The sequence below is a fragment of the Isoalcanivorax indicus genome (assembly GCF_003259185.1).
Lineage (GTDB): Bacteria > Pseudomonadota > Gammaproteobacteria > Pseudomonadales > Alcanivoracaceae > Isoalcanivorax > Isoalcanivorax indicus.
The window spans coordinates 1467190-1487613 of the sequence record NZ_QGMP01000001.1 but is presented as its reverse complement, the minus strand read 5'-3'; the positions used below and the strand labels follow the sequence as shown (position 1 = coordinate 1487613).

At 62.3% G+C, this 20424-nt stretch carries 21 protein-coding genes and 1 tRNA gene; 10 read left to right on the top strand and 12 right to left on the bottom strand.

The genetic code is table 11. The features are described 5' to 3' along the window. Positions 1–45 precede the first annotated feature (45 nt). The 6 genes from DKW65_RS06810 to DKW65_RS06785 form a co-directional block, all read right to left on the bottom strand. The gene (locus DKW65_RS06810; RefSeq protein WP_162925745.1) at positions 46–2127 is read right to left on the bottom strand and encodes a hypothetical protein; all 2082 of its coding nucleotides are present in this window, start codon (positions 2125–2127) and stop codon (positions 46–48) included. 93 nt (positions 2128–2220) lie between these two features. Continuing rightward, entirely contained in the window at positions 2221–3051 is an 831-nt protein-coding gene (locus DKW65_RS06805) for a hypothetical protein (RefSeq protein WP_162925744.1), read from the bottom strand. Between the two features lie 34 nt (positions 3052–3085). Further along, positions 3086–4744: an OmpP1/FadL family transporter gene (locus DKW65_RS06800; RefSeq protein ID WP_111656538.1), complete on the bottom strand. Its 1659-nt coding sequence runs from the start codon at positions 4742–4744 to the stop codon at positions 3086–3088. 25 nt (positions 4745–4769) lie between these two features. Then, positions 4770–5759, bottom strand: coding sequence for a transporter family protein (locus tag DKW65_RS06795; protein WP_111656537.1), 990 nt, complete (start codon positions 5757–5759; stop codon positions 4770–4772). Between the two features lie 108 nt (positions 5760–5867). After that, the gene (locus DKW65_RS06790; RefSeq protein ID WP_111656536.1) at positions 5868–6680 is read right to left on the bottom strand and encodes a C39 family peptidase; all 813 of its coding nucleotides are present in this window, start codon (positions 6678–6680) and stop codon (positions 5868–5870) included. 318 nt (positions 6681–6998) lie between these two features. After that, positions 6999–7889: a DUF6160 family protein gene (locus DKW65_RS06785; RefSeq protein WP_162925743.1), complete on the bottom strand. Its 891-nt coding sequence runs from the start codon at positions 7887–7889 to the stop codon at positions 6999–7001. 272 nt (positions 7890–8161) lie between these two features. Between DKW65_RS06785 and pabB the strand changes: the two genes are divergently transcribed. Then, positions 8162–9319 (top strand): aminodeoxychorismate synthase component I, encoded by a 1158-nt coding sequence (pabB, locus tag DKW65_RS06780; protein WP_111656534.1) that lies wholly within the window; start codon positions 8162–8164, stop codon positions 9317–9319. Here pabB and thrH read toward each other — a convergent pair whose 3' ends face one another. Further along, positions 9320–9928, bottom strand: a complete 609-nt coding sequence (gene thrH, locus DKW65_RS06775) for a bifunctional phosphoserine phosphatase/homoserine phosphotransferase ThrH (RefSeq protein ID WP_111656533.1) — start codon at positions 9926–9928, stop codon at positions 9320–9322. Positions 9929–10138: 210 nt separating this feature from the next. Between thrH and DKW65_RS06770 the strand changes: the two genes are divergently transcribed. Further along, positions 10139–10876 carry a phosphoadenylyl-sulfate reductase gene (locus DKW65_RS06770; protein ID WP_111656532.1) on the top strand — a complete coding sequence of 246 codons (738 nt, stop codon included), beginning with the start codon at positions 10139–10141 and terminating at the stop codon, positions 10874–10876. A gap of 16 nt (positions 10877–10892) precedes the next feature. Here the strand turns inward: DKW65_RS06770 and cysB are convergent, their stop codons facing one another. Next, entirely contained in the window at positions 10893–11867 is a 975-nt protein-coding gene (gene cysB / locus DKW65_RS06765; protein WP_111656531.1) for an HTH-type transcriptional regulator CysB, read from the bottom strand. Positions 11868–11938: 71 nt separating this feature from the next. After that, a complete protein-coding gene (locus DKW65_RS06760) occupies positions 11939–12847 on the bottom strand; it encodes a 5'-nucleotidase (RefSeq protein ID WP_111656530.1) in 909 nt (302 codons plus the stop codon). A gap of 154 nt (positions 12848–13001) precedes the next feature. Here DKW65_RS06760 and DKW65_RS15860 point away from each other — a divergent pair, with 154 nt between their 5' ends. Beyond that, a complete protein-coding gene (locus DKW65_RS15860; RefSeq protein ID WP_162925742.1) occupies positions 13002–13583 on the top strand; it encodes a hypothetical protein in 582 nt (193 codons plus the stop codon). 53 nt (positions 13584–13636) lie between these two features. Here DKW65_RS15860 and DKW65_RS06750 read toward each other — a convergent pair whose 3' ends face one another. Both DKW65_RS06750 and DKW65_RS06745 read right to left on the bottom strand, forming a co-directional pair. Then, the gene (locus DKW65_RS06750) at positions 13637–14305 is read right to left on the bottom strand and encodes a hypothetical protein (RefSeq protein ID WP_111656528.1); all 669 of its coding nucleotides are present in this window, start codon (positions 14303–14305) and stop codon (positions 13637–13639) included. A 134-nt stretch (positions 14306–14439) separates the two neighbouring features. After that, a complete protein-coding gene (locus DKW65_RS06745; protein WP_111656527.1) occupies positions 14440–14910 on the bottom strand; it encodes a DUF2489 domain-containing protein in 471 nt (156 codons plus the stop codon). Positions 14911–14982: 72 nt separating this feature from the next. On the opposite strand from DKW65_RS06745, the gene DKW65_RS06740 reads away from it, so the two are divergent. Genes DKW65_RS06740 through mtnC form a run of 5 tightly spaced genes read left to right on the top strand, consistent with a single transcriptional unit; the run spans position 14983 to position 18399 of the window. After that, the gene (locus DKW65_RS06740; RefSeq protein WP_245932415.1) at positions 14983–15447 is read left to right on the top strand and encodes a PGPGW domain-containing protein; all 465 of its coding nucleotides are present in this window, start codon (positions 14983–14985) and stop codon (positions 15445–15447) included. A gap of 10 nt (positions 15448–15457) precedes the next feature. After that, complete coding sequence (gene mtnA / locus DKW65_RS06735; RefSeq protein WP_425451918.1) at positions 15458–16507, top strand: S-methyl-5-thioribose-1-phosphate isomerase; 1050 nt, start codon at positions 15458–15460, stop codon at positions 16505–16507. Then, positions 16500–17174 carry a methylthioribulose 1-phosphate dehydratase gene (locus DKW65_RS06730; protein WP_245932414.1) on the top strand — a complete coding sequence of 225 codons (675 nt, stop codon included), beginning with the start codon at positions 16500–16502 and terminating at the stop codon, positions 17172–17174. The genes mtnA and DKW65_RS06730 overlap by 8 nt, the downstream gene beginning before the upstream one ends. Further along, complete coding sequence (locus DKW65_RS06725) at positions 17171–17716, top strand: 1,2-dihydroxy-3-keto-5-methylthiopentene dioxygenase (protein ID WP_111656525.1); 546 nt, start codon at positions 17171–17173, stop codon at positions 17714–17716. Before DKW65_RS06730 ends, DKW65_RS06725 begins: the two co-directional genes overlap by 4 nt. After that, positions 17713–18399 (top strand): acireductone synthase, encoded by a 687-nt coding sequence (gene mtnC, locus DKW65_RS06720; RefSeq protein WP_111656524.1) that lies wholly within the window; start codon positions 17713–17715, stop codon positions 18397–18399. The genes DKW65_RS06725 and mtnC overlap by 4 nt, the downstream gene beginning before the upstream one ends. Before the next feature lie 3 nt (positions 18400–18402). Here the strand turns inward: mtnC and DKW65_RS06715 are convergent, their stop codons facing one another. Next, a complete protein-coding gene (locus DKW65_RS06715; RefSeq protein ID WP_245932413.1) occupies positions 18403–19548 on the bottom strand; it encodes a class I SAM-dependent methyltransferase in 1146 nt (381 codons plus the stop codon). 108 nt (positions 19549–19656) lie between these two features. On the opposite strand from DKW65_RS06715, the gene DKW65_RS06710 reads away from it, so the two are divergent. After that, a tRNA-Pro gene (locus DKW65_RS06710) sits at positions 19657–19733 on the top strand. A gap of 95 nt (positions 19734–19828) precedes the next feature. Next, positions 19829–20401 carry an RNA 2',3'-cyclic phosphodiesterase gene (gene thpR / locus DKW65_RS06705; RefSeq protein ID WP_162925741.1) on the top strand — a complete coding sequence of 191 codons (573 nt, stop codon included), beginning with the start codon at positions 19829–19831 and terminating at the stop codon, positions 20399–20401. The last annotated feature ends 23 nt before the right edge of the window (positions 20402–20424 follow it).

Sequence of the window (20424 nt, the reverse complement as noted above, 5' to 3'; positions counted from 1 at the left end):
CCCGGCAAGCCGGGCGGTTTTGGTCAATCAGGCCGATGACTTCAGTTATTCGCAGGTGAAGGCTTCACCACCACCGGTATACTCCAGATCGACCAGGCCCTGAACGTTGGAAATGAGGCGCTGGTTGACCTCGTCGTCCATATCGCTGAAATCATGCTCTGGGTCCTGGGCCAGCGCGTCAAGCTGGAGTTGCACAGGCAGGAAATTATCCACCCAGCTGGCCCGAATGCCGTCATTGAAGTTGTTGTCCGCCAGGCGGTACAGGGGGCGCGTGCAATCCTGCAATGCGATACGGCCTTCAATCTGGGTGCCCAACTGGGCGTGGCTGGCCGCGTCAGCAGCAAGGTACAGCACAATACCTGCACTTTCCGGCTGATCATCGTCGTCAAACGTCGTTCGGGTCACATAGCCAACGGGCAAATCAGTCGCCGGATCATTCGGGCATATACCATCGAGGCCGACATAGATGATGCCATTGCCGCCTTCGTAGCGAATTTCCAGGCAGGTGTTGGCAACACCTGCCGAATCGTCGCCATCACGGCGAACCGTCTCTGAACTGAAGCTGAACGTCAGCTCGACACTGCTGTCACCGCTGCCATCCACTGATTCGATCACTTCGAAACGTTGCGGATAATACTGTGCATCCTCGTCAGCAATCTCCGCATCACATTCTTCGGCTTCTTCTTCCGAAGGCAGACACCCACGCTTGAGCGTCATCAGGTAGCGGGAGCCATCCAGGTCTGCCAGCACGCCCTGGTCAAGCTGGACAACGCTGCGCGGCTGACGTGCGGCACGCACGGGCAGGCCCGGTGCATCAGTGTCGGCATCATTGATCATATCTACGGTGTCGACGTCCAGGAAAACACCCGTCAGACGTCCGAAATCACTCTCCTCGTCCGGCTCATATGGCATGTCCGGCTGATCAATCTCGACATCGGAGCGCCCTGCCCCTTCAACGCCGGGCACACCGTTGTACATGATTTCCCCCAGCATACGGCCGCCAAGCTCCAGCATGGTTTCCTCGATGGCCAACAGGTCGGTGAAGGTCACCCCGCTGAACACCAGCTCATCATTCAACACACCACTGGCAAGCACTGCGTCACGACGGGTTTCACGCTCAGTCCCCATATCGACAGACACCAGCACCGACCCCAGACCAACAATGTCGCCAGAGGGCAACACCAGCAGACTCGCGCTGAAGCGCCCCAGATTATCGAAATTGGGGTCCTTTATGGTGTTCAGGAACTCCAGCACACCAATCTCGGCATTGTCGTTGTAACCCATGGCGTAATAGCCCGCACGGGAGAGATTCATGGCTGCCTGGAGACGCTCGTTGAAATCCACCAGATCATCAGGAAACTCATGGAAACCCGGATCACCTTCAACCAGTGCCAGTTCCTCATTCAACGCATCCAGCAGTGGCTGGAAATCCGTCCTGAACGCGCTCTCGCCAGACGTATCAAGGCTGCGATTGCCGATCAGGTCCGCAAACCTGTTGCCCACTAACGTGTGCAGTTCATCCGGGATATAAATGACCTCATCATCGGTGTCACTGTCCAGCGCCGACAGCAGCAGCCCACGGTTGCGCACCTTGGCGTCGCTCTTGGCTACACGGCGGGCAGACTCCACCAGATCATTCAGGGTCACGCTCAGGACCGGCGGCGTGGTGCCCTGGGGCACCTGCAAGGAGGTGGTCGGGAAGAACATGGTCCCGATCACCTTGAGGTCACCCGTTGAATTCGTGCTGCTGTCGAAAAAACCGTTACCGATAAAGAATTCGAGCTTCTTTGCACTCGCGGGGCAGACGGCGGTGAACGGCGGCACGCGGATACCGGCGGCCGTAACGACCTCTTCATCGCGCAGATGGCTGATGGAACCGCTATTGCCCGTGCCACAGCGGTAGCGCAGATTGTCGACACGCGGGCCAACCAGCTCCACCAGCCGGTTGCCGGCCAGATTCTCGGTACACTGGGCGCCGAAGGCACATCCGGGCAGGTTCACATCCGAGAAGTCCTCGCCACCGTTACAACTGGCCAGCCCTGCGGCACCCAGCAATACGGCTGCACCGGTCAGCCAGCGGCGTGAAGCGTTCCTGATCGCGGTGGTGGCACCTGTCATTTTTCTCATAGGTCGTCTCGTTCTGAACTGTTCAGGCCCCGTGCGGACCGGAGCGGCACTGTATCCCATTGAACTCTTGTCTGGCCAGTTCTGGCCAGCCGGTCAGCGGCGGCGCACGCCACGCAGAAGCACCTCGCCCTGCGTGCGCAGCGGGCTGTCGGTTTCCGGGACAAAGCCGGGGGTCTGGTCATCCGAGTAACCGATATAGACCACCAGATAGCGCTGACCCGCCTCCCGGGGCAGAGTTCCCGTGATGAAGCCATAGCGCGACCAGGTCTCGGGGTAGCGCCGCGTAAATACGTTGTTGACCTGCAGGACAGGCGTGGCCTGCTCGTCCAGCACCAGAATCTGCGGGTGCACATAGCCGTCGCGGCCCTTGTAGCTGATCACCTCGACAGCCATCACGTCCTCCGCCAGGCGCACCACCTGGGCCGGATGCTGCTGTTCGCCCACCTGGAGCTGCGGCGCCGCGCCGGGGGCGAAGCGCAGCAGCAGCTCGCGCCCGCCACGCAGATCCCGGGCCTGCTCGGGCAACGCCCGGCAGCAGGCTGCGCTGATCGGTGTCACCGTCTCGATGAAACCACCCTCCTGGTCCGCCGGGTCCTCAATCTCCTGGAAACCGGGGTCTCGCTCCGAGGCCGCCTTGCGCGCCGCAACAAAATCCACCGGCTCCCTGATCAGGCGCCCCTCGGCGTCGTACCAGGTGATGAACCGGTCGCTGTCATCCACGCCTTCAGGCGTCTGGTTCTCACCCGTGGCCTTGTCTTCACGTACGGCGTCCAGGGCGGCTTCGTCAGCTTCCGGCGCGGCGGGGGCATCAGGGCGGCTGCGCGCGGCCGGGCGCTCGACCTCGCCGGACACCAGATTGCCCTGCTCGTCCATGTAGGCGTAGAAGCCGCGCTCACCCTCGGGGGTGGCGCAGCCGGCCAGCAATGCGAGCAGCAGCGTCGCACAGGCGGCGCGCCCCTCAGAACCGGGTGCGGAACGCCATGCCGACCATGTTGATGGTTGCCTTGGTTTCAATGTCGAGTCCGGCATAGGGGTTATAGATCACGTTGTTGATCCCGGTACAGTTGGCTGCGCAACTGGTATTGGCCGGAATGCTATCACGGCTGCGCAGGGTCGCGATGGCCAGGTCGATCTCGGTGTCCTTGTCCCACTGATAGCCCAGCCCCAGGCTGTAATAACGCGCCTCATTGATTGGCACCAGCGGTGCCCGGCGGTCATCCGGGATCGCCGAGGCGCGCGGCTCGAAGCCCGCCCGCAGACGCAACCGGTCAGTCGCCGCGTACTCGGTACCAAAGGCCAGGTTCCAGGTCGATTGGTAGTTCAGCGGCAGGCTCAGGCGCGTGCTGGAAGACTCGGGCGAGAACAGACGGGCCAGTGCCAGCGCGGCATTGGGGCCGTCGAAATCCATGGTGAAGGCGTCCCACTGCTTGTAATCCACCCACACGGCGTCCACGTTGAACTGCCAACGCTCCGTAGGATTCACCTTGATGCCGGTCTGGAAATGCGCCGGCATGGTCAGGTCCATGCTCACCATGCCCACATCCTCGGAGCCGACACGGTTGGGAATGCCCAGCACCGCCAGGGCAATCGCCCCGGTCGGACTGCTGCCGATACCGTTGATGGTTTCCTGAGCGGCATTGGAGTACTGGATCCGGTATTTGCCACGCAAGCTGACATCCACCGGCGCATGCCACACGGCCCCCCAGGCGAACCAGTCCTTCGGCTCCCACAGGATGCCCAGGTTATAAGAGGGGCTGAAGCGCTGGTCCATCTGCACATCGATGGAAGCCAGGTTCTTGAACGGGCCCAGGCCCTCCTTCGGATTACAGATACCGAAGAGCACAAAATCCAGAGCGAAGTTCGATTCACCCTTGAACGGTGCGCACAGGCTTTCGTCGATGATACGGGTAAAGCCCAACAGTTCGTTCGGCGCGCGCATATCGGTTTCCAGCCCTACCCCCTGGTAGGAGAAACCGATGGAGGCACCAATCGACAGGGTATCGTTCACCTGATAGCCGACCGACGGCGCCAGATAGGTCATACGGGTCAGGGCAACACGTTTGCCCATGAAATTGCCGGGATCATTCTCGTCACGATAAAAGCCCGCCGCCATGGGCAGGTAGGTCGCGGTGGCGAAGGTAAATTTGGAACCCGGCGGTTTGATGGCAAAGGACGGGATGGGCCCCGCGAGCAGCGGCCCGGGCGGCAGGTCAATGATGTCATTCACCAGGGGCAGATACAGCGAAGCGCCCTTGATGGTACTGCGCCCGGTGCGGAAATCGTTACACACATCCGAGCCGTTGTTCGGGGCATCGGCACAGACGATCGGGTCATCGGAAAAACCGAAAACGTTGTAACCTGGCGGCGCACTGAATTCCGACTCGATATTGAAATCCACGCCGAGGAACTGCAGGTCCATACGCCGACCTTCCAGGCGCGCCAGACCGGCCGGATTGAAGTGAATGGACATGATCCCCGGCGGATCAGCCGTTACGGCATGCCCCATACTCATGGCACGCACATCAATGCCAAGGTTGGTGGCCAACTGTGCCTGGGCGGTGCCGGCCAGCAGCAGCCCCGCAATCAGTCCCAGGCTTTTTATCTTGTTATTCTTCATGTGACCTCAGGCGTTGCACGTCTGTTCAGGCACCGGGTTTCAGGCCGCTGATATCGATCGGCAAGGAGATGCCCAACAGGACATCCGGCGAATCTTCTGTCAGACCGAAGCCGAAGCTGATGTTCACGATACGGTTGCTGGAGGTGCGCAGACCCAACGAGGTATTGAGAATGCTGGATGTCGAATCTTCGGATTTGGCCGTAAAGGGCTCGCCATCACGCTCGAAGCGGAATTTGCTGACAAAGTTGTAGGACTGCTGGTAACTGGCGCTGACCGACACCTCGTAAGACAACGCATACGCCAGGCCCATGGAGAAGCTGATACTGTCACCCGGCTCCACGCGCTTGAGGGTATCCTGCCCGCGACGCTGGTCCAGCCCGGTGGCATCGAAGGCCATGGTGTAGCCCATCGAACCGAACAGCACTACGGGGTCCACCACCTTGCTCATGCTGACGCCGCCACCCAGGGAGTAGTAGCCCTTGCCGCTGGAGAGGTCACGATTCGGGTCGATGGTGTAGGGGCTGTCACCGGTAGCGGTGGACAGCGTGGTGTAGAGCGTGGTGTTCACGCCACCCGGCCGCACCGGGAAAGGCTGATAGCGCAGCCCGAAGGTGACATCACCCAGCGACGCCTGTTGCGCATCACGCTGGGTATCATACTTGTACTGCACCGGCAGCCGCGTATTGAACGTCAGGTTGTTCCAGATACCATAATCGAACGACAGCGACGCACCGAACGAATGTTCCGCATCGTTCTCGATACGAAAACGGCTGATGTTGCCGTTATCGCCAATCGCGATATCGATGCGATCGTTACGGTAGTAGCTGTAGTCGCCGGAAAAATTCAGCGCCATATTGCCGGAACGCAGCAGGGAGTATTGCCGCTCGGCCGCCTGGAACACCTCTTCCAGATTGCGCTCCTCGGTCGCGTCATCCTCCTGCTGCTGCAGGGCGGCACGCGCGGCGTCCGTATCGCGGTCGTCTGCCTGCGCCAGCAAGGGCGCACCCATCGTCATGCCTGCCAGTGCCAGCCATGCTGCGGCGGGCCTGCACCATCCCCGGAAACACATCATATGCCTGTCCATCTTGTTTGTTATTTTCATTCGTTACGGGTGGCGAAAGCGTTACTTGCGCCGGAAATAAGTCCGTGTCGGTACGTTGATCACGCGCTCGACACCTTCCGAGTCTTCCGTCAGCACGGCACGCAAGGTGCCAGCCTTGTCCGCCCATTGCTCTATGGGCCGAGTGAAGACGGGAAACTCCTGGAACGCCAGACGATTGATCGTCTGCTCATCAATCATGCGCAGGTCGTAATCGGTCAGCGCCAGATCTTCCTGCGGCTCGAAGCCGTTGGGGAACACGATGAACAGTACGTTCTGCTCCCAGATTTCCTCGAACTTGGTTTCAGTGAAACTGATATTGCCCAGCGCCGGGTCAGCCACATAGATATGCCCGTCGCGGTATTCACGCAGCACCACAAAGTGTTTGAAGCCGCCGTAGGAGATCGGCACGATCGCCGGATGGTCGAGGGTCTTCAGATCCTTGATTTCGGCACGATAACCTGCGCTGGGATGCCCCAGAGCCGTCGCCAGGCGACGCATATCCAGCAGGGAAAAGCCCCGGCGCTCGACGATACGGTCGGTTTCCCCGAACCGCAGCAGACCTTCCATGATCTGCCGTTCCTCGAACTGCCGCCCGAGGTAGTGGTTGAGGATGGTGGTGAGCGCGGCGGAACCACAGGAATAGTCATACGCCTGGCGCACGACATTGCGATAGCGGAATTCGGAGACTGGCTTCGGGGCGATATCCCGCTCGGCCACGGGGCCTTGATGCGTGGGGTGCTCGTAATAGACGTAGCCGCGCGGATACTCCTCCACGACAGCAGCCTGATTGACAGCAAAGAAGATCAGGGCCACGCCCAGAATTGCCTCAAGCATCTACGATGCCCTTTTATTGTTATCTTTATTGTTATGCCCGGCGGACGTCCGTCCTGCCCCGGGTTCCTGATCGTTATCGTGCCTGGATCCTGCCTGGCGGGTGGAGAGCACCCTGCCCTGCGTCCCCGCAGCTTACCAGTCGCTTACTGATAGTAACAGAGCGTCACAGGCCGTTGCATAGTACCCGGTAAAACGGCCTGACCTCAAGGGGCCAGATACGCCATGGACCGAGGGCTGCTATGAGGCCATGAAAAAGGCCCGGCACAGGGCCGGGCCTTTTAGTGACACTCACCACACCGGGGTGTGGCACGGCCGATATTACTTGCCGTTGATGGTCACGGTGGTGCCTGCGATGTCCAGGCCGGTGATGTAGATGTTACCCAGGTAGCTCGGGGTAGTGGCATTGGCATTCAGGGACAGGCGGTTCATCGCGATGCTGATATCGTCCAGACTGGTGCCCATGGTCAGCACCAGGCCATCATCAGTCAGACCAGCGGTAGTGCCGCTCAAGTCCATGCCGCTGATCTGAATAGTATCGATGCCGATCGCACCATCATTGGCCAGATCGTTCAGCTGGAAGTTGGTGATGGTCAAGACACCAATGTCACCCTCGGTGATGTTGAGGAAATCTTCAGCACCAGCACCCAATTCAACAGCCAGTTCCAGCGTGCTGATATCGATGGTCATGCTTTCCAGGATACGGGTGCCGGCACCAGCAGCAGCCACCTGCGTATTCATGTTGGCAAAGCCCGCATCGATAGGATCAGCAGCAGTGCCATCAGTACCCGGCATGACATGGATATCGCCTGTCTCGATCTGCAGGTTGTCAATGGCAATACCGACACGCAGTACGCCAGCGCCGGCACGGTTTGCAGAATCCAGGTCAATGGTCAGGCCGCCAGACAGCGAGTGGCCGATCAACAGCAACAGACCCGGGTCCGTGGCGCCAGTGAAACCAGTGGTATCTTCAATACCTACGTTCAGAGTCGCGTCCAGATCCAGCGCGATGCTGATCCCGTCCTGACCCGTTACCCCGGACAGAGCCTCATCATCCATCTGTTGCATGGCGAAGCCGGTCATCGGCAGGGCTGCAATAGCGGAAACGAGAGCAAGTTTTTTGAAGGTTTTCATCGTTGTTATCTCCATTGCGCGTGCACGGCGCTTGTTGTTATTGGCTTTTGGTCGAGCCTTGTCCCGACGACATGCCATCAGGACATGGCTACGTTAACACTACAGATACAAAGCCAACAACCACCGTTACATTTTCGGCTGTCAGCGCGAGAATTAACGCCATCCAATTGATAAATAACGACATTATTGAAATTTGCGATACGCCAGGCGAACCCAGGATGACAACCGTTCGTCGGCTGGCACCCTCGCCATGATTACAATCGGTAACACAGCGCGCAGGTTCGCGCTGATCAGGTCAGGGGAGTAGAATGCGCCCTTCCCTGCTCACCGCGCCTTGCCGGAAACCTGCCATGCCGGACCTGCCAGCCCAGCCCAGCGCTGCCTTCCATGACGGCCGCGACTGGTGTGTCTGCACAACGCCCTCCCGGCGCTGGAGGGTGGACGCCCCTGACAGCACCGCGCTGTCTGCGCTGGCCCGCGAGGCCACGGAGGCGCTCGGCGGCCGTGACAGCGGCCGCCTGTTGACCGGGATGCTGGCTTACGATGCCGGCGCCGCTTTCCATGGTGCGGCCAGTGTCCGACGCAGTGCTGCGCCGGTGGCCGTGCTGCACCTTTATGAGGCGGAGGCGCTGACACGCCTGCCGGCACTCGCTCCGGCCTTGCCCCGGGATGCCGCGCGCTTTCACATGACCCGCCCCTTCCAGCCCGACTGGCAGGCCAGCGACTACGCGGCCGCCATCGCCCGCGTGCAGGATTACCTGCGCGCGGGCGACTGCTACCAGGTGAATCTGGCCCAGCGCTTTGTCGGCCGCTACCAGGGCAGCCCCTGGGCAGGCTGGCAGCAGTTACTGGCTGCCCACCCCGCGCCGCATGCCAGCTATATGGATTGCGGTGACATGCAAGTCTTCGGCGTGTCACCGGAGCGCTTTCTTCGCATTCGCGGCCGCACCCTGCTCACCGAGCCCATCAAGGGCAGCCGCCCCCGGGGCCAGACGCCCGGGGAAGACCAGCAGTTGGGTGAGCAGCTGCAACAGAGCCTGAAGGACCGTGCCGAGAATCTGATGATCGTGGACCTGCTGCGCAACGATCTGGGTCAGGTGGCCGAGACAGGCAGTATCCACGCGTCGCCGCTGTTCGAGCTGCGTCGTTTTTCCAATGTGCAGCACCTGGTCTCCAGCGTGCATGGCCGCTTGCGCGAGGACATCTCACCCCTGGCTGCTCTGCTGGCCTGTTTTCCCGGCGGCTCCATTACCGGCGCGCCGAAGCGGCGGGCCATGGAGATCATTGCCGAACTGGAGGGGGCGCCCCGGGGGTTCTACTGTGGCAGTTTCTTCTGGCAGGACGCACGCGGCCATCTGGATTCGACGATTCTGATCCGCACCCTGCAATGTCAGGAGGGCGAGATCGTTTGTCACGGCGGCGGCGGGATCGTGCACGACTCCGACCCTGAACAGGAATACCAGGAAAGCCTGTTCAAGGTCGAGAAGCTGATGGCGGCGCTGGGCTGATTACAGGCTGTCGAAGGCCTTGAGGATCTCCTGCTTCAGGTCCTCAAAGGTGTGCACCGCCGGAAACTGCGGAAACTCATCGATCACGTTCTGCGGGGCATGGAACAGGATGCCCGCATCGGCCTCGGCCAGCATCGTGGTGTCGTTGTAGGAATCACCCGCCGCCACGACACGATAATTGAGGCTGTGCAGGGCCTTCACCGACATGCGCTTGGGGTCTTTCTGGCGCAGGCGGTAATTGGTGATGCGGCCGTCCTCGTTCACCTCCAGCTTGTGGCACAGCAGGGTCGGCCAGCCGAGCTGACGCATCAGCGGCTGCGCGAACTCATAAAAGGTATCCGACAGGATCACCACCTGGAAGCGCTCGCGCAGCCAGTCGATAAACTCCTTCGCGCCATCAAGCGGCCCCATCTCGTCAATCACCGCCTGGATGTCCGGCAGACCGTAGCCATGCTCGTCAAGAATCCGCAGGCGCTGCTTCATGAGCACGTCGTAGTCCGGGATATCACGGGTGGTGGCGCGCAGCGCCTCGATGCCAGTGCGTTCGGCAAAGTTGATCCAGATTTCCGGAACCAGCACCCCTTCAAGATCAAGACAGACGATATCCACGAGCTTCCCCTGGCGGTTGTATGGGTTGAGACAAGATGGGTCAAGACAAGACGGGCGCCAATTTAGCCTCCCGCCCTGCCGATTACAACCGTACCGGTGCGGCCGGGCGGTCCGTTATAAGCATAGAACCAGACAGTGGTTGGGCCGCCCCCTTCACGCTGCTAGACTGCTCAGCCCCGAATGAACGATGAACGAGGCTGCCCGCGCGCCATGACTCAGGAACCCCGTGAATTGACCGACGCCGCCCTGGCGGACTGGAATGAAGCCCTGCAGAAGGCCTCCCCCCGACAATTGCTGGAGCAGGCCTTCGAGCGCTTCGAGCGCATTGCCATCTCCTTCAGCGGCGCCGAGGACGTCGTGCTGATCGATCTGGCCGCACGCCTCGGCAAACCGGTGCGCGTGTTCACCCTGGACACCGGGCGGCTGCACAGCGAGACCTATGCCTTTATCGAACGTGTGCGTGAGCACTACAGCATCGATATCGAAGTGATGTTCCCGGACGCTGCCGCGGTACAAGACCTGGTGACGAAGAAGGGCCTGTTCAGTTTCTATCGCGATGACCATGGCGAGTGCTGCGGCATCCGCAAGGTCGAGCCATTGAAGCGCAAGCTGGCGACGCTGGATGCCTGGATCACTGGCCAGCGCAAGGACCAGTCCCCGACCCGTGCCGAGATCCCGCTGGTACAACGGGATACCGCCCTGGCGGCACCGGGGGCCACACTGATCAAGTTCAACCCCCTGGCCAACTGGTCATCGCAGCGCGTCTGGGACTATATCCGCGGCAACGACGTGCCCTACAACCCGCTGCATGAGAAAGGGTTCATTTCCATTGGCTGCGAGCCCTGCACGCGGCCGGTGCTGCCCGGGCAGCACGAGCGCGAAGGCCGCTGGTGGTGGGAAGAAGCCACGAAGAAAGAATGCGGGCTGCATATCACGAATATCGAGTAACCGCCGCAACGGGCTGTCACAGGACCGGCAGCTCGATCCCTTCAAACAGCCGCTCGAGTTCGTCCTTGTTGTGACACGCCACCGCCTGATCCACCCGTTCGCGGGTCAGGTGCGGCGCAAAGGCACGCATGAACTCATACATGTAGCCGCGCAGCATGGTACTGCGATGAAAACCGATACGCGTGGTGCTGGCCTCGAACAGGTGGCTGGCATCCAGCGTCACCAGATCCTTGTCCAGCACCGGGTCCACCGCCATATGGGCGACAATGCCGACCCCCATACCCAACCTGACATAGGTCTTGATCACGTCCGCATCGGCGGCCGTGAACACCACTCTGGGCGTCAACTGCTCGCGACGAAATGCCTCGTCCAGCTTGCTGCGACCGGTGAACCCGAACACATACGTCACCAGAGGGTGCTCTGCGAGCATGGCCAGCGTGAGGCGCCCGGCACTGGCCAGCGGATGATCACGCGGCACGATGACGGTGCGGTTCCAGTGGTAGCACGGCATCATGACCAGATCGGAAAACAGCTCCAGCGATTCCGTGGCGATGGCAAAATCCACTTCGCCATGGGCAGCCAGCTCGGCGATCTGTGTCGGGGTGCCCTGATGCATATGCAGGGCTACGGCAGGAAAACGCTCGGTGAATTGACGAATGACGGGCGGCAGTGCGTAGCGCGCCTGGGTGTGGGTGGTGGCAATACGCAACTCCCCGGTGCCCTCGTCACGGTACTCCTGGGCAATGCGCCGGATCGCCTCCACATGCTGGAGGATGTCGCCCACCTTGTGCAGGATGGACTGGCCCACCGGGGTCACATGGGTCAGATGCTTGCCCGCCCGGGCAAAGATGGTCACCCCCAGCTCGTCTTCCAGCATGCGGATCTGTTTGCTGATACCGGGCTGGGAGGTATACAGCGACTGAGCTGTCGCGGAAACGTTCAGCTCATGCCTGGCCACTTCCCAGGCGTAGCGCAGTTGCTGAAGTTTCATCCTGGCGCTCCTGCCAATCGGTTATAAGACAGGACCTCAGTATGCGTCTGGAGTATAAAAGATGCCAGCGTTCAGCCCTGTTTGGCCTCGTTGCTGATGCCATGGGGCACATGCCCCGCCGCCACATGGCGAGCCGCTGACACGCAATGACCCTGCTGGTCGTCGAAGAAGACATCAGCGCCAAAGGCATCCAGGAACACCCCCTTGTCCAGCCCCCCCAGGAACAGGCTCTCATCAATCCGGATATCCCAGGCCCGCAGGGTGCGCACCACCCGCTCATGGGCGGGGGCCGAGCGGGCCGTGACCAGCGCCGTGCGGATCGGGCAGTCATCCTGACTGAATTCGCTCTGCAGCTGATGCAGTGCATGCAGGAACCCCTTGAAGGGACCACCCGACAGCGGCTCCCGGGCACTGCGCTTTTCATTGGCGGCGAAGGCCTCCAGTCCGTCACTCTGAAAGATGCGCTCGGACTCGTCCGAGAACAGGACCGCGTCACCGTCAAAGGCAATGCGCAGTTGATCCCCGTCACGGGCCTGGGCGGCACCGGACAGAATGGTGGCTGCCGCGAAGCCGGCGTTCAGGGCACCGCGAACATCATCAGCATGGGTCGACAGAAACAGGTGCGCGCCGAAGGCCGACACGTAGCGGTGCGGGCTGGCGCCCCCGGCAAAGGCTGCCCGGCTGATCGGCAGCTTGTAGTGTTCGATCGAGTTGAACACCCGCAGCCCGGTATCAGAGCTGTTACGAGACAGCAGCAACACCTCGACCCGGGGCTCGGCCAGACGCGCATTGATCGCCAGCAGCTTCTTCACCAGCGGAAAGGCATCACCGGGTGCCAGCACTTCGTCTTCGTGCTCCACCTGATACGCCTGGTAGGCTTCCAGCCCCTGCTCTTCATAAACACGGTGGCTTTCTGCCAGATCGAACAGGGCACGGGAACTGGTGGCAATCACCAGCTTGCCATCAAAGCTGACCGGCATGGCTGTACTCCGGAACATAAAGCCAACAGGAATTGTCGGGCAGTATAGCAGCATCGTGTTGTCGCGCCTGCTGTTCTGGCATAAAGTGACTGCGACGCGTGTCGAAGCATGCGCCGCGTCATCCACGTACCGTTATCGGGGAAAGGAGTCATCCATGGCTGCAAAGAAGGTTAAAGCCCGCGTAGATGAACTGCAGGCGCAGATCCGCAAGCTCGCTGAGCGCTTCGATCAGGAACGCGAGAAACAGGTGTCATCCCTTGAACAGCAACTCGAGAAGGCCCGCGAACGGGTCAGCCAGGAGATCCAGCGTCAGCGGGAAAATCTGGGCAACCTGGAGAAACTCCAGGCCGAGTACCGGGAAAAGGCCAATGCCAACCTGAAGAAGCAACTGGACCGCGCCCGCAAGAGCGTGGACGAGGCACGCAGCCGGGTGAGCGAATCCGAAGGCCGCAAGATGTTGCTGGAAGCCGAGGTCAAGGTCCTCAAGGCCACCGCCAAGCAGGCCCATAGCCTGGCCAAGGTGATCAGCCAGTACGAGAAAGACCTGGAAAAACGCGCCCGCGAGATCGAGAAGAAGGTCAAGCCGGCCGTGAAGAAGGCGGCCGCGAAGAAGAAGGCACCGGCAAAGAAAGCCGCCGCCAAGGCAGCACCGAAGAAAGCAGCGGCCAAAAAGGCCCCTGCGAAGAAGAAAGCCGCTCGCAAGGCTCCGGCTCGCAAGAAAGCCCCTGCCCAGTAAGCACCGGACGTAGGCTGGGCTGAGCGTAGCGAAGCCCAGCCCACCCCCACGCCTTAACCGGTGACCAGCAACCCCTGAAAATGCTGCACCACCGGCCCTTTCTGCTCCCGTGTCATCGCGGGCAAGCCTTTTTCAATCGCCATCATGCCTGCCTTGCGAATGGTCGCCCGGGCTGTCGCCACCATACCCCGATTGAAAGCGTTCAGCTTCACACAGCCGACAATGCCGTCCAGGTAATGCACCAGGGCGCCGTCACAGATCGCCTTCATGCCATCGACCAGTGCCGGCGTCTGCCCGGACTGTCCGTCAAGAAACGCCGCATAGGCGGCTTGCAAACGTGCACCGTTGGCATTGTCCAGCGGGAACGCCAGCGCCATGTGCCCGTCCTGCTCAAGCACCATGGCGCGAAAACAGGCCGCCAGCCTGGCCTGATCCTCCAGCGTCGCCTTGCTCAGCAGATTGCGCAACAGCGCGCGCGCGGCCTTGTTGATTACCTTGACGCCACTCTGGATCATGCTGGCCACACTGCCCTGTGCGCCCACCGCCGCCATGGGCGCTTCAAAGAACGATGTCAGCAGGTCCGCCACAAAGTCTTCCCCGATGGCCTCAAGCTGGTGCAGATGCGATACGGACGGCTCAGCCTCGACCTCATCAAGAAAGCGGCGCAGATTGCCCTGCAATCGTGCAGATGCAGGAAACGCCACGAAAAATGTCGATGTCATCAGAAAATCATCCCCGGAAAGACGCCTCAAAGGTTGGGGATTGTAATGGGTTCCTGGCGGCACCGCAGTGCCAGTATTGACTGAAAAGAACAGCGCCCCGGGTCACCAGAGCCATGGCCAGCCGGTATATCGCCTCAACTGGCCAGTTGCAGATGCAGGCGCCAGGCCGGCAGTGCCTGCAAAAGGCGCCCTGCCGCCGCCACCACGGCTTCTGTCTGCCCCATCTCCAGTTGCTGACGCGCCCGGTCCTGCTTGCGGCGCTCGGCATCCGGCAGTGCCTGGCGGGCGCCACCGATGGCCAACCCACTGGCATCCTCGGCCAATTGGTGGATAGCTGCCAGATCCAGCGGTTGCGGCGGTCTCGCCGTCAGCTTGTCCAGCAGGGAGGCGAGCCGCAACGCGCCTTCTGTCACATTCATCTGGTCCTGTTGCAGGGAGCGGCAGACGATCTCCATCTGGTCAAGCAGGTCCTTTTGCGTCTGGTGTTGTCTTTCCATGGCCTCACGTTCACGCTGCCAGACCCGCCGCCACAGCCCGATCGCACAGGCGACCAGGAGCACAATGATGACAGCAGCAACAAGGATCAGGATCATAGTGAGCGACATGGGCACTCCAGAGTCAGTCGGTGGCGTGGGCGCAGCGTCTTTCTGTCAGTCTAGCAAATCACGGTGAATGCAGTGTGGTCGTCATATATTGAACAACTCGAGCCGTTGCTCGGCCCCTGGACCGCCTGGCTGATCGGCAGTGGCCTTGCCGTCGGGCTGGCGTCGATGATCGCGGTACCGTGGCTTGTCGTACGCATGCCCGCAGATTACTTCCTGGCCCGCAGCAAACCGCAGCTGCGCACCGGCGCGCTGCATTCGGCCATCTGGGTGCTGCGCAACAGCCTTGGCCTGCTGCTGGTGCTGCTCGGCATCATCCTGATGTTCCTGCCCGGGCAGGGCCTGCTGACCGTGCTCATCGGCCTGGCCATCAGCACGTTTCCGGGGAAATACCGCATCGAACGCGCTATCATCCGCCGCCGCGCCGTGTATGACAGCATCAACTGGATGCGCCGCCGGGCGGGTCGGCCGCCGATCATCTACCCTGACCGGCATGGCGCCCCGGCCACGTCGCATCCACCCGATCAGACATCGCCGTAAAGGAGAGACCGTGTCCGAGATTCGCAGCCCCGCCCTGCACTGGCAAGGTGACGCCCTGGCCCTGCTCGACCAGCGCCTGTTGCCTGCCGAAACACACTGGCACCGCTACGACGACGCCGACGGGGTCGCCCAGGCGATCCGCGACATGGTGGTGCGCGGTGCACCGGCCATCGGCATCGCCGCCGCCTACGGGATCGTGCTGGCCGCGCGACAACTGGGCGACAACGCCGACCCGGACCGCTTGCGCCCCGCCTTTGCCACCCTGGCCGCCAGCCGCCCGACCGCCGTCAACCTGTTCTGGGCGCTTGACCGCATGCGCGAGGCGGCTGCCACGCTTCAGGGCCAGGCGTTGATTCAGGCGCTGGACGATACCGCCTGCCGTATCCATCAGGATGACCTGGCCATGAATCAGCGCCTGGCCGCCTTCGGCGTAGGTCTGCTGCCCGAGGGCGGCGTCATTTATACCCATTGCAATACCGGCGCGCTGGCCACCGGCGGTCATGGCACCGCGCTCGGCGTGATTCGCTCGGCCTGGGCGGCGGGACGTATTCGCGGCGTGATCGCCGGCGAGACACGCCCATGGCTGCAAGGCAGTCGGCTGACCAGCTGGGAACTGATGCAGGACCGGATTCCAGTGACGCTCGTGGTGGACAGCGCGGCAGGGCATCTGATGCAACGTGGCCAGGTGCAGGCCGTGATCGTCGGCGCTGACCGTATCACTGCCAACGGCGACACCGCCAACAAGATCGGCACCTATGCACTGGCGGTACTGGCCCGCCACCACGGCCTGCCCTTCATTGTGGCAGCGCCCTGCTCCACCATTGACCCCGCCCGGGCAGACGGCCACAGCATCGAGATCGAGGAGCGCGATGGCGCTGAAGTGCGCCGCATCCGCGAGCAGCAACTGGCGCCGCATGATGTCGAGGTGGCCAACCCGGCCTTCGATGTCACCCCGGCGGCATTGATTACCGCCATCGTGACAGAGCACGGTGTCATACCCGCACCGGACACTGATAAAATGGCCGCTCACCTGCGATATGCCGAGAGCACGCATGACTGACAACACCGTTGAGCACCCGATGCGCCGTCCCTGGTCGTCCAGCGCTTTCCGCGAGGCGGCACGCAGTATTGCGGCCACCGGGGTGCGCATTTACGAGCAGGGCTGGTCACCCGCCACCAGCAGCAATTATTCGATGCGACTGAACAGCGACTACTGCGCGGTCACTGTATCCGGCCGTGACAAGGGCTTGCTGACAGAAGCCGACGTCATGGTGGTCGACATGGCGGGCAAGGCCGCATCGGGCGGCAAGCCTTCTGCAGAAACCGGCTTGCACACCCAGCTCTACCGGCGCCTGCCGGAGACCGCCGCCGTGCTGCACACCCATTCGCAGGCCAGCACCGTGCTGACGATGCACTATCCTCAGGAAAGCACCCTGGTGCTGGAAGGCTATGAGTTGCTGAAGGCCTTCAGTGGTATCACCACCCACGATACGGCCCTGCATATTCCGGTGTTCGACAACACCCAGGACATTGATGCCCTGGCCGCGCAGGTCGATGCTGCCATGGACGCCGGGCAGATCAGCCATGCCTACCTGATTCGCGGCCATGGGGTCTATACCTGGGCGGACTCCATGGCAGCCTGTTACCGCCAGCTTGAAGCCCTTGAATTTCTGTTCGCTGTCACCGTGCAGCGGCGCATCCTGTCAGCAGGAGGACACACCGCATGAGCCAGCTTCGCGTCTACGCCGATACCCGACCGGACGAGCCGGTACAGGACACACAGGACCACGACACCATCGCCCGTCTCCTGGCCGACGCCGGTGTCCGCTTCGAGCGTTGGCAAGCCAGCGCGCCGGTCAAACCGGGCGCCAGCCAGGAGGAAGTGATCGAGGCCTATCGTGATGATATCGACCGGCTTATCACCGAACAGGGCTACCAGACCGTCGATGTGGTCAGCCTGAACCCGGATCATCCGGACAAGGCCGCCCTGCGCACCAAATTTCTCGACGAACATCGCCACAGTGAGGATGAGGTGCGCTTCTTCGTCGGCGGCGCCGGGCTTTTCAGCCTGCATATCGGTGATCACGTTTACGAAGTGCTGTGCGAGCAAGGCGATCTGATTTCCGTGCCCGCCAACACGCCGCACTGGTTCGACATGGGCCCGAACCCCTACTTCATCGCCATCCGCCTGTTCAACAACCCGGAAGGCTGGGTCGCCAACTTCACCGGCAGCGACATCGCCAGCCGTTTCCCGAGGCTGGACAATTGAGTATCCGCGCGATTGTCACCGACATTGAGGGCACCACCAGCAGCATCACCTTCGTCAAGGAGGTGCTGTTCCCCCATGCCGCCCGGGCCATGCCGGATTTTCTCGCCCGGCACTGGCAGGACAAGGCGGTGCAGGTGCAGATCCGCGCCCTGGCGGCGGAGACGGGCGAGGCGATCAACGACGCGGCCACGGCCAACGGCATACTGCAGCAATGGATTCGTGAAGACCGCAAGGCCACGCCCCTGAAAGCGCTGCAAGGGATGATCTGGAAACGCGGTTACGAGGAAGGCGCTTACCGCGCCCACGTGTACCCCGACGTGGCGGATTGCCTGCGCCGCTGGCACGACAGTGGCCTGGCGCTGTACGTCTATTCGTCCGGCTCGGTGGCCGCGCAGAAGCTGTTCTTCGGTTACAGTGAAACGGGAGACCTGACCCCGCTGTTTACGGGCTATTTCGATACCACGACCGGACCCAAGCAGAGTGCCGACAGCTACCGCAAGATTGCCGAAGAGATTGGCATTCCGGCCGAGCTGATCCTGTTCCTCTCGGACATTCCCGCCGAGCTGGACGCCGCACGGGAGGCCGGGCTGCACACCACCCTGCTGGACCGCGATGGCAGCGCCCCGCCCTGCGATCACCCCCGTGTGACTGACTTCAATGCTATCGAGCCACAACGCATCTGAAGTTCAACGCGGCTCCCTCGCCGCCAGCACCACGAATTTGCGATCGCCGCCCACCTGCGTGACCGACGCGAAATGGCGTTTCAGCAGCAGGTCGTAGCGCAGGTGGCGATTACCGATCACCTGTAACACCCCGCCTGGCAGCAGCCGCTTCGCCGCCTGCCCGAACAGCATCCGGGCAACGCTGTCGTCCACTGCATGCCCGCGATGAAACGGCGGGTTCAACAGGATCAGGCCGAAGCGCGCCTCCAGCCCTTCCAGACCGTTCCCCAGATGAAACGCTGCCGGCGCCTGCGGCAGCCAGCGCGCCATGTTCTCGCGCGCACTCTGCAACGCCAGCCATGAAACATCGCAGAAGGTCACCGGCACGCCGGGGTTACGTTGCGCCGCCACCATGCCCATCACGCCGTTGCCACAGCCCAGATCGGCCACCGGCCCCGCCACACCCTGCGGCACGGTGTCCATGAACAGCCGCGCACCGATATCCAGTTGCTGCTGGGCAAAGACGCCCGCATGCACCACCAGCTCCCAGCCCTGCTCCGGCACCACCACGGAGGTCGGATACGGCGCCGCCGGCACCTGCTGCGGCACCGTGGCCGTCAGCCCATGCGCCTTGTGTCGTCCGCGCAGCAACGCGACGTCGCCCAGATAATGCCGGACCCGGGCCAACAGGTTGCCGGGCAGGTGTTTGTCCATCCAGGCCAGATGCACCGGCGTTCCCGGCGGCAATGCCCCCAGACGACTCAACTGCTGTTCCAGCAGTGCCATTTCCTTGGGCACGCGCACCAGCACCCGCGACGGCGCCTGTGGCCAGGGCGCCAGAGGCCAGCACCAGGCCGCCTCCTGCACCGGCAGGCCGTTATCTGCCGCGTTCGCCCACCAGGCTGCGCGCGCCAGGGCATCATCACCGCTGCTCACCGGCGCCGCCGCGTGCAGGGCCAGCGCCAGGGCGCCACAGGTGTCGTTGAGCAGCAGCGGCGCTCCGGGCGCAGGCGCGTCCGGATCACCGCCCAGCGCGTGCTCCAGCCACAGATCCAGCAGATAGAGGTCGGCGCCTTCCCAGGCACGCAGGCGTTCGCCGCGCCGCTTCGGGTAGCGATGCAGAACAAGGCGGGCAAGCGGGTGAGAAAATGCTGTCAGGGCTTCAGTCATGGGCGCGGATTATGCCTCAGCCACCGAGGCCGGGCGACTGCTCATAAATCAGACAAACGCGCCAAGGGCTGGCATTCCGGAAAAATATTGTTAGAATGCACGCCGCTTCGGAGTATAGCTCAGCCTGGTAGAGCACTACGTTCGGGACGTAGGGGTCGCAGGTTCAAATCCTGCTACTCCGACCAGATGCAAGGTTGCCACGCCGTCCCGGGGCGGGTAACACGGAAAGCCGCGACCTGTCGCGGCTTTTTTCGTTGCGGGCATGCCCGAGGAGGTCCCGATGCGCTGCTTTCTTGGCTTGCCGCCGGATCCCCGGCTGGTCACGGCACTGCGCCAGCAGGTTCAGCGTTGGCAGCACGCTGGCATCCCGGCGCGCTGGGTCCCCGAAGGGAACTGGCATCTGACCCTGGTTTTCCTGGGCGATCTGCCCACCGCCGCACAGGCTGCCCTCATGGCCCTGTGCCAGCAGATCAGCGAACAGCATCCACCGCAGACCCTGCCGATCACCCGGGCGGGCCGCTTCCCCGACCGCCGGGGTCACTTTCTGGCCGCCGAGGGTGACGCCCCGTCGGCCCTGACAGCCCTGCGGGCACAGCTCGCCGAAGGCTGCCAGCATCTGGGGCTGGCCGTGGAAACCCGGCCATTCCGGCCCCATATCACCCTTGCACGCGACCTGGCACACGACCGGTCACATGACCTGGCTCCGCCTTCCCCGGCCACCGACCGGTTCACGGGCGCCCTGCACGCAGACACCTTGATCCTGTACCAGAGCCTGCCACCCTCCGCAGCACAGCCCGACGCACCGGTTTACCGGGCTGTGGCCCACTGGCCACTCACCGGTGACGCGCTGTAGAATCGCGCCCTCGCCACAGGAGC